At 61.7% G+C, this 16,253-nt stretch carries 14 protein-coding genes; 6 read left to right on the top strand and 8 right to left on the bottom strand.

Translation table 11 applies throughout. The features are described from left to right. Nucleotides 1-29: 29 nt before the first annotated feature. From surA to apaH, 5 genes are read left to right on the top strand one after another with little or no spacing between them, the layout of a single operon-like run. Nucleotides 30-1,331 carry a peptidylprolyl isomerase SurA gene (gene surA, locus FUU19_RS03245; protein ID WP_048232625.1) on the top strand — a complete coding sequence of 434 codons (1,302 nt, stop codon included), beginning with the start codon at nucleotides 30-32 and terminating at the stop codon, nucleotides 1,329-1,331. Next, nucleotides 1,309-2,310 (top strand): 4-hydroxythreonine-4-phosphate dehydrogenase PdxA, encoded by a 1,002-nt coding sequence (gene pdxA / locus FUU19_RS03240; RefSeq protein ID WP_373275462.1) that lies wholly within the window; start codon nucleotides 1,309-1,311, stop codon nucleotides 2,308-2,310. The genes surA and pdxA overlap by 23 nt, the downstream gene beginning before the upstream one ends. Then, the gene (rsmA, locus tag FUU19_RS03235; RefSeq protein WP_060422426.1) at nucleotides 2,303-3,121 is read left to right on the top strand and encodes a 16S rRNA (adenine(1518)-N(6)/adenine(1519)-N(6))-dimethyltransferase RsmA; all 819 of its coding nucleotides are present in this window, start codon (nucleotides 2,303-2,305) and stop codon (nucleotides 3,119-3,121) included. Before pdxA ends, rsmA begins: the two co-directional genes overlap by 8 nt. Nucleotides 3,122-3,133: 12 nt before the next feature. Continuing rightward, on the top strand, nucleotides 3,134-3,511 hold the full coding sequence (gene apaG / locus FUU19_RS03230; protein WP_016929119.1) for a Co2+/Mg2+ efflux protein ApaG: 378 nt from the start codon (nucleotides 3,134-3,136) through the stop codon (nucleotides 3,509-3,511). A 2-nt stretch (nucleotides 3,512-3,513) separates the two neighbouring features. Beyond that, the gene (apaH, locus tag FUU19_RS03225; RefSeq protein WP_141971002.1) at nucleotides 3,514-4,365 is read left to right on the top strand and encodes a bis(5'-nucleosyl)-tetraphosphatase (symmetrical) ApaH; all 852 of its coding nucleotides are present in this window, start codon (nucleotides 3,514-3,516) and stop codon (nucleotides 4,363-4,365) included. A gap of 44 nt (nucleotides 4,366-4,409) precedes the next feature. On the opposite strand, the gene FUU19_RS03220 is transcribed toward apaH, so the two are convergent. The 4 genes from FUU19_RS03220 to FUU19_RS03205 all read right to left on the bottom strand — a co-directional run bounded on the left by FUU19_RS03220 (nucleotide 4,410) and on the right by FUU19_RS03205 (nucleotide 8,367). Further along, the gene (locus FUU19_RS03220; RefSeq protein WP_230489594.1) at nucleotides 4,410-6,299 is read right to left on the bottom strand and encodes a PhoX family protein; all 1,890 of its coding nucleotides are present in this window, start codon (nucleotides 6,297-6,299) and stop codon (nucleotides 4,410-4,412) included. A gap of 180 nt (nucleotides 6,300-6,479) precedes the next feature. Further along, nucleotides 6,480-6,962 (bottom strand): type 3 dihydrofolate reductase, encoded by a 483-nt coding sequence (gene folA / locus FUU19_RS03215; protein WP_019455037.1) that lies wholly within the window; start codon nucleotides 6,960-6,962, stop codon nucleotides 6,480-6,482. A 143-nt stretch (nucleotides 6,963-7,105) separates the two neighbouring features. Next, the gene (locus FUU19_RS03210; RefSeq protein WP_033637072.1) at nucleotides 7,106-7,570 is read right to left on the bottom strand and encodes a threonine/serine exporter; all 465 of its coding nucleotides are present in this window, start codon (nucleotides 7,568-7,570) and stop codon (nucleotides 7,106-7,108) included. After that, entirely contained in the window at nucleotides 7,567-8,367 is an 801-nt protein-coding gene (locus FUU19_RS03205) for a threonine/serine exporter family protein (RefSeq protein ID WP_230507072.1), read from the bottom strand. Before FUU19_RS03205 ends, FUU19_RS03210 begins: the two co-directional genes overlap by 4 nt. A 126-nt stretch (nucleotides 8,368-8,493) precedes the next feature. On the opposite strand from FUU19_RS03205, the gene FUU19_RS03200 reads away from it, so the two are divergent. Next, a complete protein-coding gene (locus tag FUU19_RS03200; protein WP_230489593.1) occupies nucleotides 8,494-9,108 on the top strand; it encodes a LysE family translocator in 615 nt (204 codons plus the stop codon). Between the two features lie 36 nt (nucleotides 9,109-9,144). Here FUU19_RS03200 and kefC read toward each other — a convergent pair whose 3' ends face one another. The 4 genes from kefC to carA form a co-directional block, all read right to left on the bottom strand. Continuing rightward, the gene (gene kefC, locus FUU19_RS03195) at nucleotides 9,145-10,998 is read right to left on the bottom strand and encodes a glutathione-regulated potassium-efflux system protein KefC (RefSeq protein WP_202670054.1); all 1,854 of its coding nucleotides are present in this window, start codon (nucleotides 10,996-10,998) and stop codon (nucleotides 9,145-9,147) included. Then, on the bottom strand, nucleotides 10,991-11,548 hold the full coding sequence (kefF, locus tag FUU19_RS03190; RefSeq protein ID WP_141971012.1) for a glutathione-regulated potassium-efflux system oxidoreductase KefF: 558 nt from the start codon (nucleotides 11,546-11,548) through the stop codon (nucleotides 10,991-10,993). Before kefF ends, kefC begins: the two co-directional genes overlap by 8 nt. Before the next feature lie 170 nt (nucleotides 11,549-11,718). Next, nucleotides 11,719-14,943 carry a carbamoyl-phosphate synthase large subunit gene (carB, locus tag FUU19_RS03185; protein ID WP_230507071.1) on the bottom strand — a complete coding sequence of 1,075 codons (3,225 nt, stop codon included), beginning with the start codon at nucleotides 14,941-14,943 and terminating at the stop codon, nucleotides 11,719-11,721. 16 nt (nucleotides 14,944-14,959) lie between these two features. Then, complete coding sequence (carA, locus tag FUU19_RS03180) at nucleotides 14,960-16,108, bottom strand: glutamine-hydrolyzing carbamoyl-phosphate synthase small subunit (protein ID WP_141971017.1); 1,149 nt, start codon at nucleotides 16,106-16,108, stop codon at nucleotides 14,960-14,962. Nucleotides 16,109-16,253: the final 145 nt, after the last annotated feature.

Below are 16,253 nucleotides of genomic sequence, written 5' to 3'. Positions count from 1 at the left end.
GCATTTGCGGATTACATAATGGGAAATGTATGAAGAACTGGAGAACGCTTATTCTCGGATTGGTGGTTTGCGCCAATGCCGCGTTCGCAGCACCCCAAGAAGTGGATAAAGTCGCCGCCGTCGTGGATAACGGCGTGGTACTCGAAAGCGACGTCAACGGTCTGTTGCAGTCCGTGAAGCTCAACGCCCAGCAGGCCGGCCAACAGCTGCCGGACGACAAGACGCTGCGTCATCAGATCATCGAACGCCTGATCATGGATAACATCCAGCTGCAGATGGCCAAGAAAATGGGCATCACCGTGTCCGACGCCGATCTGGACAAGGCGATCGCCAACATCGCCGCGCAAAACAAGATGAGCGTCGATCAGCTGCGCAGCCGCCTGTCGTACGAAGGGTTGAACTACAACACCTACCGTTCGCAGATCCGTAAAGAGATGCTGATCTCCGAAGTGCGTAACAACGAAGTACGCCGCCGCGTCACCATCCTGCCGCAGGAAGTGGACTCGCTGGCGAAACAGGTGGGTGCGCAGAACGGCAGCGACACCGAAATGAACATCAGCCACATCCTGATCCCGCTGCCGGAGAACCCGTCGCAGCAGCAGGTCGACAAAGCCGAAGAGCTGGCCAAACGCCTGGTGGGTGAGATCAACAGCGGCGCCGACTTCGGCAAGCTGGCGATCACCTACTCCGCCGACTCTCAGGCGCTGAAAGGCGGCAACATGGGCTGGGGCAAACTGCAAGAGATCCCGACCCTGTTCGCGGAACGTCTGGTGAGCGCCAAGAAAGGCGACGTCGTCGGCCCAATCCGTTCCGGCGTCGGCTTCCACATCCTGAAAGTGAACGACATCCGCGGCGCGAGCCAGTCAGTGTCGGTCACCGAAGTGCACGCCCGTCACATCCTGCTGAAACCTTCGGTGGTGCTGACCGACGATCAGGCGCGCGCCAAACTGCAATCCGTGGCGGAAGCGATCAAGAGCGGCCGCGCCAAGTTTGCCGACGAAGCCAAACAGCTGTCGCAAGATCCGGGTTCTGCGATGCAGGGCGGCGATCTGGGCTGGGCTTCCCCGGACATCTACGATCCGGCCTTCCGCGATGCGTTGCTGAAGCTGAGCAAGGGTGAAATCAGCGCGCCGGTCCACTCCTCCTTCGGTTGGCACCTGATCCAGCTGCTGGATACCCGCCAGGTGGATAAGACCGACGCCGCGCAGAAAGATCGCGCTTACCGTATGCTGTTCAACCGTAAGTTCGCCGAAGAAGCGCAGACCTGGATGCAGGAACAGCGCGCCCAGGCTTACGTGAAGATCCTCGATGGCAGCGATGCACAGCAATAAACGCGTCGTCATTACCCCCGGCGAACCTGCCGGGGTTGGGCCGGATTTGGTGGCAGCGCTGGCGCAACAGGATTGGCCTGTTGAGCTGGTGGTGTGCGCCGATCCGGCCCTGCTGCTTGAACGCGCCAAGCGTTTGGGCCTGCCGCTGACGCTGCGCGACTACCAGCCGCAGCAACCGGCCGAAGCGCAACGCGCCGGCACGCTGACCGTGCTGCCGGTCCCGCTCGCTCACCCGGTTACCGCCGGTGAGTTGAACGTCGGCAACAGCGCCTATGTGGTGGAAACCCTGGCGCGCGCCTGCGACGGCTGCCTGAACGGCGAGTTCGCGGCGTTGATCACCGGCCCGGTGAACAAGGGCGTGATCAACGACGCCGGCGTGCCGTTTATCGGCCATACCGAATTCTTTGCCGATCGCAGCCGCTGCGATCGCGTGGTGATGATGCTCGCGACCGAAGAGCTGCGCGTGGCGCTGGCGACCACCCACCTGCCGCTGCTGGCGGTGCCGGGCGCCATCACGCAACAGAGCCTGTTCGAAGTCATCCGTATCCTCGACCACGATCTGAAAACCAAATTTGGCATCGCCCAGCCGCACATTTACGTTTGCGGTCTGAACCCCCACGCCGGGGAAGGCGGCCATATGGGGCACGAAGAGATAGATACCATCATCCCGGCGCTCGATGCGCTGCGCGCTGACGGCATCCATCTTGTCGGCCCGCTGCCGGCGGACACCCTGTTCCAGCCCAAATATCTGCAAGATGCCGATGCGGTGCTGGCGATGTATCACGATCAGGGACTGCCGGTGCTAAAATACCAAGGGTTCGGCCGCGCGGTGAATATCACCCTCGGTTTGCCTTTCATACGCACCTCGGTCGACCACGGTACCGCTCTGGAACTGGCCGGCACCGGCACCGCCGATGTCGGCAGTTTCCAAACGGCCCTGAATCTCGCCATTAAAATGATAATTAATTGTAATGAATAACAGAGTCCACCAAGGGCACTTTGCCCGCAAACGCTTTGGACAAAACTTTTTAACCGATCAGTTTGTCATCGATAGCATTGTCTCCGCCATTCACCCACAGCCGGGCGAAGCGGTGGTCGAGATCGGCCCCGGCCTCGGCGCGTTGACCGAGCCGGTCGGCGCACGCATGGACCGCATGACGGTGATCGAACTGGACCGCGATCTGGCCACCCGGCTGGAGAACCACCCGCGCCTGAAAGACAAGCTGACCATCCACCAGCAGGACGCCATGACGGTGAATTTCGCCGAACTGGCCGAGGAAGCTGGCCAACCGCTGCGCGTATTTGGTAACCTGCCGTACAATATTTCGACGCCGCTGATGTTCCACCTTTTCAGCTATACTCAGGCAATCCGCGACATGCACTTTATGTTGCAAAAAGAGGTGGTCAACCGTCTGGTGGCCGGCCCGAACAGCAAGGCCTACGGGCGTTTGACCGTGATGGCGCAGTACTACTGCAACGTCATTCCGGTGCTGGAAGTGCCGCCGACCGCGTTCGCGCCGCCGCCGAAGGTCGATTCCGCCGTGGTGCGCCTGGTGCCGCACAGCGTGCTGCCGAACCCGGTGGGCGACGTGCGCATGCTGAGCCGCATCACTACGCAGGCCTTTAACCAGCGGCGGAAAACCATCCGCAACAGCCTGGGCGACCTGTTCACGCCGGAGCAGCTGACGGAGCTGGGCGTCGATCCTTCGCTCAGAGCAGAAAATATTTCTGTGGCGCAGTACTGTAAGCTGGCGAACTGGCTGTCAGCCAATCCGACGCCGCAGCAATAAGGAGTTGTTGTCATGATTGATTCGCCCCGCGTGTGTATTCAGGTTCAGAGCATCTATGTGGAATCACAGTCGATCCCTGAAGAAGAGCGTTACGTCTTCGCCTATACCATCACTATCCGCAATCTGGGGCGGACCGACGTGCAACTGCTGGGCCGTTACTGGCTGATCACCAACAGCAACGGCCGTCAAACCGAAGTTCAGGGCGAAGGCGTGATCGGCGAACAGCCCGTCATTCCGCCCGGCGGAGAGTTTCAGTATACCAGCGGCGCCATTCTGGAAACGCCGCTGGGCACCATGGAAGGCCATTACGAAATGGTGGACCATCAGGGTCAGCCATTCCGCACCGCTATTCCCGTGTTTCGCTTAGCCATTCCAACGCTGATCCATTAATTATGTCGACATACCTTATCGGCGACGTTCACGGTTGTTACGATGAACTGAAGTCGCTGCTGGCTCAGGCTGCTTTCGATCCCGAGCGCGATCGGCTGTGGCTGACCGGCGATCTGGTGGCGCGCGGCCCCGCCTCGCTGGACGTGCTGCGCTTCGTGCGCTCGCTCGGCCCGGCGGTGCGCATGGTGCTGGGCAACCACGATCTGCACCTGCTGGCGGTCTACGCCGGCATCAGCCGCAACAAACCCAAAGATCGCATCACCCCGCTGCTGGAAGCGCCGGACGCCGACGAGCTGATCAACTGGCTGCGTCGCCAGCCGGTGCTACAGGTGGACGATGAGCAAAAGCTGGTGATGGCGCACGCCGGTATCACCCCGCAGTGGGATATCGACACCGCGAAAATGTGCGCGCGCGAAGTGGAAGCGGTATTGAGCAGCGACAGCTACCCGCTGTTTCTCGACGCCATGTACGGCGACATGCCGAACAACTGGTCGCCGGAGCTGAGCGGCCTGGCGCGCCTGCGTTTCAGCACCAATGCATTCACGCGCATGCGCTACTGCTTCCCCAACGGCCAGCTCGACATGATCTGCAAAGATGCGCCGGGCACCGCGCCGGCGCCGCTGAAGCCGTGGTTCGAGCTGCCGCGCCTGGTGGATCCGGAATACACCATCATTTTCGGCCACTGGGCCTCGCTGGAAGGCAAGGGCACGCCGGAGGGCGTGATCGGGCTGGATACCGGCTGCTGCTGGGGCGGCGATCTGACGATGCTGCGCTGGGAAGACCGCCGTTACTTCACGCAGCCCGCCAACCGTGGCGAGGCGCCTGACCACGCCGGCAGACTGGCCGCATCCTGAAAACATAAAGGCGGCCCATGGCCGCCTTGGTTCTCTTTACTGCCTTACGCCCCAATCACCCCGCCATCTTCACGCGTAATCATCAACACCGATGAACGCGGACGCGGGCTGTTGTTCGGGAAGTGCGAATCGCCTTCTTCTCCCGGATGCTGCACGTTGACGAACATCGTCTTGTAGTCCGGAGTGAACGTGATACCGGTCAGTTCGCAGGACTTCGGCCCTACCATGAAACGGCGAATTTCGCCGCTGACCGGATCGCCCACCAGCATCTGGTTGTTGCCCTGCCCAACGTAATCCCCCTTGTTGCTATACTTGCCGTCGGTGAGGATCCACAGGCGGCCGGCGCGATCGAAGCCCAGCCCGTCCGGGCTGTTGAACGTGTTGTCCGCCGTGATGTTCGGCGTGCCGCGGTTGACGCCTTCCGGGTGGGCAATCGGGTTGCCGCACAGCGCATACATGTCCCAGGCAAAGGTGCCGGCGGTGGCGTCGCCGCCTTCGTCCCAGCGAATGATCTGGCCATAGATATTGTTCGGCCGCGGGTTGGCGGCGTTCAGCGGCATCCCTTCCTCACCGCGTTTGCTGTTGTTGGTCAGCGTGCAGTACGCACGGCCGTCATGCGGGTTCACCGCGATCCACTCCGGGCGATCCATTTTGGTGGCGCCGACCTGCTGCGCCGCCTTGCGGGCGAAGATCAGCACTTCGGCCTCATCGCGGAAACCGTTCTCCGGCGTCAGGCCGTTCTTGCCGAACTCGAGCGCAATCCAGCGCCCTTTGCCCTTCAGCGGCGTGCCGACGTCGTCGCCGTCGAACTGCGCCACGTACAGCGTTCCCTCGTCCAACAGCGTGCGATTGTTGGCCGGGTTGGCGGCGTCGACCACGCCTTTGGAAACGTACTTATAGATATGCTCGCCGCGCTCGTCGTCCCCCATGTACACCACCAGGCGGCCATCTTTGGCCACGGTCACCGCCGCATTTTCATGCTTGAAGCGGCCCAGCGCGGTGTGCTTGATGGGCGTCGAGGTCGGATTCAGCGGATCGATCTCCACGATCCAGCCGTGGCGGTTGAATTCGTTGGGGTTCTTCGCCACGTCGAAGCGCTCGTCATAGTCCGGCCAGTTGCGCTCCGGCTCGCTGACCTTCAGCGTGTAGCGCTTCTGTTCCGGCGTGGTTGGGTAATCGGCCTGACGGGTGCCGAAGTAGGTATCGAAGTTTTCTTCGCAGGTCAGGTAAGTGCCCCACGGCGTCTTGCCGTTGGCGCAGTTACCGAAGGTACCCAGCACCTTGCGCCCGCTCGGATCGGCGGCGGTCTGCAGCAGCGGATGCCCGGCGGCCGGGCCGCTGAACTGCATGTCGGTGTTGGCGGTGACGCGGCGGTTATAGCGCGATGGGCGCTCCACTTCCCAACGCTGGCTGTCGCCGACGCGCTTTACCGCCACAATGGAAACACCGTGCGCCGCCTGGGATTTACGCACCTCTTCCAGGCTGGTGGCCTTGGCGCCGCCATGGGCGAACAGGTACTGCTCGTTGACGTATTCGTTATTGATGGCCATCACGCCGTGGCGATCGTCGATCGGGAAGAAACTCATGCCGTCGTTATTGTCGCCGAACTGTTTTTCCTGATCGGCGGCGCTGTTGTTGCCCTGCGGATCGAAGGCCGGTGCGCCATCCACCAGCGGCTCGCCCCAGGAGATCAGCACCTCCGCGCGGTAGCCCGGTGCGATGGTCACCTCGTCGGCGGTAGACGCGGCGATGCCCTGAAAGCCCAGCAGCGTGTTGGGCGGCAGATCCTCGGCCAACGCCTCGGCGGAGACCGACCAGATGCCGCCGCCGAGAAAGCCGGCCAGGCCGACGGCGCCGGCGCTGCCGAGCAGCAGTTTACGGCGAGTGGGATCGATCAGGCGGTCGGCGTCTACTTGCTCAAATTGCTTGGTCATAGCGTGGTTACCTTTTTAGTTATGGCGCCGCGGTCAAGATTCACCAGAGTTGCCGGGGCGCTCGGAGTTGGGCTTCATACTAATCAGGTAATGTGACGGAAAGGTTACGGACGACGGGCGCAAAAAGGCCGGGGGCGCAATTGCTTGCGCCCCCGGGGAGAGTTGGCTAACGCGCTGAAATCAGCGGCGCTGCAGGATCTCGAAGCAGTAGCTGTGCGAGTTCAGATCGTCGGCGTCGTGGAACTCGCTGAAGGTGGTTTCCCACTCGTCCGGCTCATAATCCGGGAAGTGGGTATCGCCGCCGACTTCGGCGTCGATGTGCGTCAGGTAAAGACGATCGGCGCGCGGCAGCAGCTGGGTATAGATACGCCCACCGCCGATCACCATCACTTCTTCCACGTCGCCGGCGGCGGCCAGCGCTTCATCCAGCGAGGTCACCCAGGTCACCCCGGCTTCGCTGCCCGGACGGCTGCTCAAAACGATATTGTGGCGGCCCGGCAACGGGCGGCCGATGGACTCGAAGGTCTTGCGGCCCATAATAACCGGTTTGTTCAACGTGTTGCGTTTAAACCACGCAAGGTCCGCCGGCAGGTGCCACGGCATGGCGTTTTCCATGCCAATAACGCGATCCGCCGCCAAGGCAGCGATCAGGCTGATAATCATTGTTTAACCCTGTGTAGGCAGCAAAATTGGTGACACTATACGTAAAGGCCTGAGTGCCGTCGATAGGCTAATCAAGCAAGATGAATATATAAGATAGCTCTTATCAGCATATCTAATAACCAACGTTCTCCCGCCGGGAAATTTCACACGCCGGGGCGTTTGCGGTACAGCCACAGGCCCGGCAACGACAGGCCGATCGACAACGCGCCGACGATGAAACTGGCCTTGAGGAAGTTGGTGATCATGGTCTCCATCAAGGCTTCGCTGTAGCCCAGATGTGAGATCTCTACCACAGTTATCATCGCGGTATAGGCGGAAATGCCGGGGAACATCGGGATCACCGCCGCCACGGTGAACACCTTGGGATGCGCCAACAGCCAGCGCGACCAGTAGATACCGATGATACCGATCAGGATCGCCGCCAGCAGCGAGGCCCACTCGATGTTCATGCCGCCGTGCATCATCAGCATGCGCGAGCCGCGCCCGATGGCCCCGAGCAGCGCGCAATAGCGCAGCGCGCGCAGCGGCACGTTGAACACCATGGCAAAGCCCAGCGCCGGCACCGCCGCCAACAGCATCTCCTGCAACAATGCCCACAGCAGACTCATGACCACCCCCGCAGATCCCACAGCGACATCGCCATCACCACCCCGATGCAGGTCGCCAGCGTCAGCAGGCTGGCCATCGCCCAGCGCGCCAGCCCGGTATTGACGTGCCCCTTGAACATATCGGCCACCGCGTTGATCAGCGGGAAGCCCGGTACCAGCAACAGCACGCTGGCGGCCATCGCCACGCTGGAGGTGTCTTTAAACGCCGGCAGGCGCAGCAGCAGTCCGGAGATCGACGTCGCGACAAACGCCGTCAGGCAAAAATTGATCAGCGGATTCATATGACGGGCGGTGAGGATTTGACGTACCAGCATCGCCGCGCCGCTGGCGATAAAGGTCACCAAAAAGGCGTCGCCGCCGCCGCCGTTGAGCATGCTGAAACATCCACAGGACAGGCCCACCATCAGCACCACCAGCCAGCGCGGGTAGCGTAGCGGCCGGATCCTTTCAAAGCGACGCGCCACGTCGTGCGCATCCGCCAGATGGTGCTCGGCGAGGATCACGATATGCTGCACTTCGGTCACCACCTGCATATTGATGCCGCGATCGACATTCTTGCGGGTGGTGGTCAGGCAGGCGCCATGGCTGAGGGTGGTCAACACCACCGCATTGGCGGAGATTGAACTTTCCACGCTGTCCATCCCCAGCGCCAACCCCAGGCGGGTCGACAGCTGTTCCACCACCGTGCTCTCGGCGCCATGCTGCAACAGCAGCATGGCGCATTGAATGCACAGGCGGGTAATTTCACGCTGTTGCCGGTGCGGCTCCGGCATGTCTGTGGCGGTAGTCTGCTGCATGGTGCTCCGTCGCTGGCGGTAGATGAATTATTATCATAGAGCCTAACAATACCTCATTGGGTTGATGCGCATCAGAGGAAGCGGCGTTATTATCGCCAGAACTCTGTCTTTTGCGCGAGACGCCCCATGCTTGAAACTTCGCTGTTCGTCGCCGGCATTGCCGCCCTCGGCATGCTCTCCCCCGGCCCGGATTTTTTCCTGGTGATCAAAAACGCCGCCCGCTATCCGCGGCTGGCCGCCATGATGACCGCCTTCGGCGTGATCTGCGGTGTCGCCACCCACATGTCCTACTGCGTCGCCGGGCTGGCGGTGGTGATCACCACCACGCCGTGGCTGTTTAACCTGCTGAAATACGCCGGGGCGGTCTATCTAGTGTGGATCGGCATCCAGGCGCTGCTGTCGCGCGGCGGCGGCAAGATGAACGTCAGCAATCTGCCGCAGCAACAGGTCAGCCTGAAGAGCGCCTTTGCGCAAGGCTACCTGTGCAACCTGCTGAACCCGAAAGCCACCCTGTTCTTCCTGGCGGTATTCACCCAGGTGCTGCAGATCGATTCCGGCCTGGCCGACAAGCTGTGGTACGCGGGGATTATTCTCGGCCTGTCGGTCATCTGGTGGCCGCTGCTGGTGTTCCTGATCCAAAGCGGTCCGGTGCGCCGCGGGTTGGAAAAGACCCAGAAAATCGTCGACAAGCTGCTGGGCGGTATGCTGATCGCCTTAGGCATCAAGGTCGCGCTGAGCTAAGCAAAAAAACGGGGCGCCAATCTGGCGCCCCTGCGGTTATCCTTTGGCTTCCACCACTTCGTCCTCCGGCGCCTTGCCGTCGATACTGCCGCGCCAGCCGGTCTGCTGCACCCGCGCCAGCCGATTCTGATCCTGCTCGATGGCCGCGCTGAGCATCTCTTTGGCCCGCTGCAGGCTGGCGATGCGGAACTCGGTGTCCTGATAATTCTCCAGCGTGTCTTCCAGCATCTTCAGGTTATAGCGGCGGAACGTGTCTGCCTTCTCGCGCGCCTCATAGGCGTCCAGCCCCAGCAGCTCCAGCGTTTCACGGCCGATGCGCAGCGAGCTTTCAAAGGTTTCACGCTCCGGCTTTTCCACCCCCAACTGCCGCAGCTGATACCAGTGATCGACGTCGCGCGCCCGCGCCACCACCTTCAGATGCGGGAAGTGCTGCCTGGCCAGCTCGGTTAACGCCAGGCTGTCTTCCACGTCGTCGATGGCGTTGATCAACACCTTGGCGTGGGCGGCGCCGGCGGCCTCCAGCAAATCGGCGCGCGTGGCGTCGCCGTAGAACACCTTGGTGTCGAATTTGCGCAGCGTCTCGATATGGTCCGGATCGTGATCCAGTACCACGGTGTGTACGCCGTTGGCCAACAGCAAGCGGCCGGCGATCTGACCGAAACGGCCGAAGCCGGCGATGATCACGCTGGCATTTTCGTCGTCAATGACGTCAGCCGGGCGCTCCTCTTTCGGCGCATTTTTCTCCAGCTGCGCGGCGATCACCAACAGCAGCGGCGTGGCCGCCATCGACAGCGCCACCGCCAGCGTCAGCGACTTGGCCCATTCGACCGGCAATACGCCGGCCAGCTGTGCGGCGCTGAAGATAACGAAAGCGAACTCACTGCCCTGCCCCAGCAGAATGGCGAACAGGCCGCGCTGGCGCTTCGGCACGCCGAGCAGCGGCCCAATCAGCCACAGCAGCGCCGCCTTGATCAGCATAAAGCCCAGCAGCAGCGAGGCGATCAGCAGCGGGTGATGGAACAGCGTGCCGAAGTCGATCGACATGCCGACGCCGATAAAGAACAGCCCCAGCAGCAGCCCCTTGAACGGCTGAATATCGCTCTCCAGCGCGTGGCGGTATTCCGAGCTCGCCAGCAGCACCCCGGCGAGGAACGCCCCCATCGCCATCGACAGCCCGGCCATCTCCAGCAGGATGCCAAAGCCGAACACCAGGAACAGCGCCACGGCGCTGAATACCTCGCGCATGCCCGAACGGGCGACGAAATGCAACAGCGGGCGGGTGACGTAGCGGCCGAGCAGCACCACCATCACCAGTGCGCCCACCACCTTGGCCGCCGACAGCACAAAAGCGCCCAGCGTGGTGGTGGCGCCGCTGCTGGCCAGCAGCGGGATCATCGCCACCAGCGGGATCGCCGCGATATCCTGGAACAGCAGCACCGCAAACGCGCTGCGGCCGATCGGCGACGGCGTCAAATTGCGTTCGCTCATCGCCTGCATGGCAATGGCGGTGGATGAGAGCGCCAGCGTCAAACCGATCAACAGCGCCACCTTCCAGTTGAGGCCGAGGAAGTAACAGAAGGCGCTCAGCGCCAGGCCGCAGCCCACCATCTGAATGCTGCCGCCGCCGAACACCGAGGCGCGCAGCGTCCACAGCCGCTTGGGATCCAGCTCCAGGCCGATAATAAACAGCATCAGCACCACGCCGATCTCGGCGAAGGTCAGGATCGACTCGGCGTCCGATACCAGTTTCAGCCCCCAGGGGCCGATGATGCAGCCGGCGATCAGGTAACCGAGTACCGAGCCCAGCCCCAGTCGCACCGCGATCGGCACAAACAGCGCGGCGGAGCCGAGGTAGATCAGCCCCTCGATCATCATGTGGTGGTTATCCATGGCTGGCCTCCCGTGTTTCCGCTTCGGCATGTTCCATCAGGTAGTCGACCAACCGCTGGCGATAGGCTTCGCCGGCGGCGAGCAGCGCCGGCTCGTTGCAGGTAAAGGTGTTGTGCAGGGCGAAATAAGGCTGCCAGTTCATGCCGCAGTAGATCGCCGTGGCCTGCAGCGGCTGTCCTAGCGTAGCAAAGTTGGGAAAGTCGCCCAGCTCGAAGTGGTGCTCGTCGCCACCGCTGGTCACCGCCCACAGGCAGTCTTTACCCACCAGCGCATTGCCGTCGTGGCCGTAGGCCCAACCGTGCTCCAGCACTTTGTCGATCCACAGCTTCAACAGCGGCGGGAAGCTGTACCACTGCATCGGATGCTGCAGCACCACCAGGTCGGCGCGCTCCAGCGCCCGCTGCTCGGCGTTGATGTCGATATTGAAATCAGGATACAGCTCATACAGCGAGCGCACCTCTACCTCGGGGAGATCCCTCACCGCCTGCAACAGGCGCTGATTGGCATGCGAATGCCGGGGATATGGGTGAGCATAAATTATCAAAATCATTGTTATCGTCGTTCCTTCGTTCCTTGCCAATACACCAAGCATATACCAATCACACAGAGTGACAGTTTGCCCACTGATTGATAGCGGAAATTTTTAACGTCAGCCGACAAATTCGCTGAATAAAAAAAGGCGCTGCATCTGCAGCGCCCTGGCGTAACGTTCTCGCGCGGTTACTTATCGATACGCGCGTGCATTTCCTGCACCGAAGTCACCTGTTCGGTCGGATCCGCTTTCAGCGCCATCGCGGTGGCGAAGCCGCCGTTCAGCGTGGTGTCGTAGTGCACCTTGTACTGCAGGGCACTGCGGCGAATCAGCTTGGAGTCTTCAATCGCCTGACGGCCGGCCGTGGTGTTGACGATGTAGGTGTACTCGCCGTTCTTGATACGGTCCTGAATGTGCGGACGCCCTTCGTGCACCTTGTTGACCAGGCGCGGGTTGATGCCCGCTTCGCCCAGCACCACTGCGGTGCCGTGGGTGGCGTCCAGCTCGAAGCCCTGCTTCAGCAGGCTGGCGGCCAAATCGACCACGCGAGCCTTGTCGCCTTCACGCACCGACAGCAGCGCGCGGCCCTGCTTCTTCATGCCCGAGTTACTGCCCAGCATCGCTTTGGAGAAGGCTTCCGCAAAGGTGCGGCCCACGCCCATCACTTCCCCGGTAGAGCGCATTTCCGGCCCCAGAATCGGGTCGACGCCCGGGAATTTGTTGAACGGCAGCACCACTTCTTTCACCGAGTAGTACGGCGGGATAATTTCTTCGGTCACGCCCTGCTCGACCAGCGTTTTGCCCGCCATCACGCGCGCGGCTACTTTGGCCAGCGGCACGCCGGTCGCTTTGGACACGAACGGCACGGTACGCGCGGCGCGCGGGTTCACTTCAATCAGGTAGACTTCGTTGTCTTTCACCGCGAACTGCACGTTCATCAGGCCGCGCACCTGCAGCTCGAACGCCAGTTTTTCCACCTGACGACGCATCACGTCCTGAATTTCCTGGCTCAGGGTGTACGCCGGCAGCGAACACGCGGAGTCGCCGGAGTGCACGCCCGCCTGCTCGATGTGCTCCATGATGCCGCCAATCAGCACGCGCTCGCCGTCGCAGATAGCATCGACGTCCACTTCCACCGCGTCGTCCAGGAAGCGGTCCAGCAACACCGGTGCATCGTTGGACACGCTGACTGCGGTCTGGAAGTAGCGGCGCAGGTCGATTTCGTCATAGACGATTTCCATCGCCCGACCGCCCAGCACGTAGGAAGGACGCACCACCAGCGGATAGCCGATGCCCGCCGCCTTCTCTACCGCCTGCTCGATGGCGGTGACGGTGGCGTTGGCCGGCTGCTTCAGGCCCAGGCGGTTGACCGCCTGCTGGAAGCGTTCGCGGTCTTCGGCACGGTCGATGGCATCCGGGCTGGTACCGATGATCGGCACGCCTGCGGCTTCCAGCTCGCGCGCCAGCTTCAGCGGGGTCTGGCCGCCGTACTGCACGATAACGCCTTTCGGCTTCTCGATACGCACGATTTCCAGCACGTCTTCCAGCGTTACCGGCTCAAAGTACAGGCGGTCGGAGGTGTCGTAGTCGGTAGAGACGGTTTCCGGGTTGCAGTTGACCATGATGGTCTCGTAACCGTCTTCGCGCAGCGCCAGCGAGGCGTGCACGCAGCAGTAGTCGAACTCGATGCCCTGACCGATACGGTTCGGCCCGCCGCCCAGCACCATCACTTTCGGCCGGTCGTTGGTCGGGTTGGACTCGCACTCTTCTTCATAGGTGGAATACATGTAGGCGGTGTCGGTGGCGAATTCCGCCGCGCAGGTATCCACGCGCTTGTACACCGGATGCAGGCCGTGGCTGTGGCGCAGCTTGCGAATTTCACTCTCGGCGACGCCGGCCAGCTTGGCCAGACGCGCATCGGCGAAGCCCTTGCGCTTCAGGGTGCGCAGGAATTCTTTGTTCAGGCCGTTGATGCCCGCGTCGGCCACCTGCTCTTCCAGGCGCACCAGCTCTTCAATCTGCACCAGGAACCAGCGGTCGACGTTAGTCAGGTTGAAGACGCCGTCGACCGACAGACCGGCGCGGAAGGCGTCGGCGATGTACCAGATGCGGTCGGAACCGGCGTCTTTCAGCTCACGGCGGATTTTGGTCAGCGCTTCCGGATCGTCCAGGCTGACTTTCGGATCGAAGCCGGTGGCACCCACTTCCAGACCGCGCAGCGCTTTTTGCAGCGACTCCTGTTGGGTGCGGCCGATGGCCATCACTTCGCCGACCGATTTCATCTGGGTGGTCAGGCGGTCGTTGGCGCCGGCGAACTTCTCGAAGTTGAAGCGCGGGATCTTGGTCACGACATAGTCGATGGACGGTTCGAACGACGCCGGGGTGCGGCCGCCGGTGATGTCGTTCATCAGCTCATCGAGGGTGTAGCCCACCGCCAGCTTGGCCTCGGCGCTGGCGATAGGGAAGCCGGTGGCTTTCGACGCCAGCGCCGAGGAGCGCGACACGCGCGGGTTCATTTCGATAACGATCAGGCGGCCGGTTTTCGGGTTGACCGAGAACTGCACGTTGGAGCCGCCGGTTTCGACGCCGATCTCACGCAGCACCGCCATCGAGGCGTTGCGCATGATTTGGTATTCCTTGTCGGTCAGGGTCTGGGCCGGTGCGACGGTGATCGAGTCGCCGGTGTGGATGCCCATGGCGTCGAAGTTTTCGATGGAGCAGACGATGATGCAGTTGTCGTTCTTATCGCGCACCACCTCCATCTCGTACTCTTTCCAACCGATCAGCGATTCGTCGATCAGCAGTTCTTTGGTCGGCGACAGGTCGAGACCGCGTTCGCAGATCTCTTCGAACTCTTCGCGGTTGTAGGCGATGCCGCCGCCGGTGCCGCCCATGGTAAAGGAAGGACGGATGATGCACGGGAAGCCGACGTCAGCGGCCACCGCCAGCGCTTCTTCCATGGTGTGCGCGATGCCGGAACGCGCGGTGTCCAGACCGATTTTCTTCATCGCCACGTCGAAACGGCGACGGTCTTCGGCCTTGTCGATCGCATCGGCGGTCGCGCCGATCATGGTAACGCCAAACTCGGCCAGCACGCCCTGACGCTCCAGCTCCAGCGCGCAGTTCAGCGCCGTCTGGCCGCCCATGGTCGGCAGCACCGCATCCGGGCGCTCTTTTTCGATGATCTTGCGCACCACTTCCCAGTGGATCGGCTCGATGTAGGTCGCGTCGGCCATTTCCGGGTCGGTCATGATGGTCGCCGGGTTGGAGTTGACCAGAATGACGCGGTAACCCTCTTCGCGCAGCGCTTTACACGCCTGGGCACCCGAGTAGTCGAACTCACACGCCTGGCCGATAACGATCGGGCCAGCGCCGAGGATCAGGATGCTTTTTATGTCTGTACGTTTTGGCATTTTTTACTGCTCCTGATTATTTGGCGTTAGAACGGTGAGTCTCAATCAGTTCGATAAAGTGATCGAACAGCGGCGCGGCGTCGTGCGGGCCTGGGCTGGCTTCCGGGTGCCCCTGGAAGCTGAACGCCGCCTTGTCGGTGCGGTGAATGCCCTGCACCGTGTGGTCGAACAGCGATTTGTGCGTCACGCGCAGGTTCGCCGGCAGGTTGTTTTCATCGACGGCGAAGCCGTGGTTCTGCGCGGTGATCATCACGGTGTTGTTGTCCAGATCCTTCACCGGGTGGTTGCCGCCGTGGTGGCCGAGCTTCATCTTCATGGTTTTCGCCCCGCTGGCCAGCGCCAGCAGTTGGTGGCCCAGGCAGATGCCGAACACCGGAATGTCGGTTTCCAGGAACTGTTTGATGGCGGCGATGGCGTAGTCGCACGGCTCCGGGTCGCCCGGGCCGTTGGACAGGAAGATGCCGTCCGGATTCATTTTCAGCACCTCGTCGGCCGGGGTCTGTGCCGGCACCACGGTCAGGCGGCAGCCGCGATCCACCAGCATGCGCAGGATGTTGCGCTTGGCGCCGTAGTCGTAAGCCACCACGTGGAACGGCAGCTCCGCGGCGGTTTTGGCTTCAGGCAGGTCGCCTTCAAGCGTCCAGCTGCCTTGCTGCCAGCTGTAGGCCTCTCGGGTGGTGACTTCTTTCGCCAGATCCATGCCCTTCAACCCCGGGAAACCTTGCGCCTTGGCCAGGGCCAGCGCGGCGTCCGGCGAGTCGGCGGCGATGATGCAGCCGTTCTGGGCGCCCTTCTCGCGCAGCAGGCGGGTTAATTTACGGGTATCGATATCGGCGATCGCCACGATGTTGTGACGCTTGAGGTAGTCGGACAGGCTTTCTTCGTTGCGGTAGTTGCTGGCGATCAGCGGGAGGTCACGAATGACGAGGCCTTGGGCGTGTACTGCGGAGGATTCTTCGTCGGAAGCATTGGTGCCGACATTGCCGATATGAGGATAAGTAAGAGTAACGATCTGGCGGGAATAGGAAGGATCAGTGAGGATTTCTTGATAACCGGTCATCGACGTATTGAAGACCACTTCCCCCACTGCCGTTCCCTCTGCCCCGATGGCCCGACCGTGGAATTGGGTTCCGTCTTCCAGAACCAATAGCGCTGACTTTATCAAAACATCCTCCGAGGAATAATCAATCACAATATTTGCATATTAATTCAGATATCACGATCTAAATCAATGCAAAAACCGTCCGCGAGGCCAATTTTTGGCAAATTGGGCGCATTTTAATGATGAGTGCCCGGCTTGTCTACCCAAA

It is taken from the genome of Serratia montpellierensis, from assembly GCF_020858655.1.
In the GTDB taxonomy this organism is placed as follows: domain Bacteria; phylum Pseudomonadota; class Gammaproteobacteria; order Enterobacterales; family Enterobacteriaceae; genus Serratia; species Serratia montpellierensis.
Note: the sequence above shows the minus strand (reverse complement) of the source record. Positions and strands in the feature narration are given on the sequence as shown.